Annotated in this window: 2 protein-coding genes; both read left to right on the top strand. The window is 39.1% G+C overall.

Going from position 1 to position 532, the window contains the following annotated elements; genetic code table 11:
* On the top strand, positions 1–130 hold a 130-nt coding region (locus E3E37_RS11795; RefSeq protein WP_167717350.1), incomplete at its 5' end, for a DeoR family transcriptional regulator.
* A gap of 42 nt (positions 131–172) precedes the next feature.
* A partial coding sequence (locus E3E37_RS10815) for an oligosaccharide flippase family protein (RefSeq protein WP_167717352.1) occupies positions 173–532 on the top strand: 360 nt, incomplete at its 3' end.

The raw sequence follows: 532 nt of genomic DNA, 5'->3' as shown, positions 1-532 counted from the left end.
AGAGTTATGTAAGGTTTCAAGAATAACAGCTACGAGAGATTTAAGCGAGCTTGTTGAGAAGGGTATTTTGATGAGAGTTGGAAGAGGCAAAAGAGGAATAAAATACGTGATTCAAATGATGCAAAAATGAAGCAAGAATGATGCAAAAGATGCAAAAAAGGTGATGATCCCTATGAGCGAGGCAAGCAAAGCTCTGCAGAAGATTGCAAGGGGAACCGGAATTGTTTTTGCGGGAACAATGATTTCAATGTTTTTTGGGTTTTTGAGTAGAGCAATAATAGCCAGGTATTTTACGACTTCGGAATATGGAGTTTTTAATCTGGCTTTGACTGTTTTGAGCATTGCGCTTGTTATTGCTACTCTTGGATTCCAGAATGCCCTCCCAAGGGAGGTTGCATTTTATAAGGAGAAAGAACCTTCAAGAGTTAGGGATTTGATTTCTACGGCTTTGGTGATTGTTGCTGTGAACAGTTTAATCTGGACGGCACTTCTATTCTTAGAAGCGGGAAGTATTTCTCAAGTTTTTGATGAA

The organism is Thermococcus sp. ES12 (assembly GCF_012027515.1).
Lineage (GTDB): Archaea > Methanobacteriota_B > Thermococci > Thermococcales > Thermococcaceae > Thermococcus > Thermococcus barossii.
The sequence above is the reverse complement of the archived record's forward strand: the minus strand, read 5'-3'. Positions and strand labels throughout refer to the sequence as shown.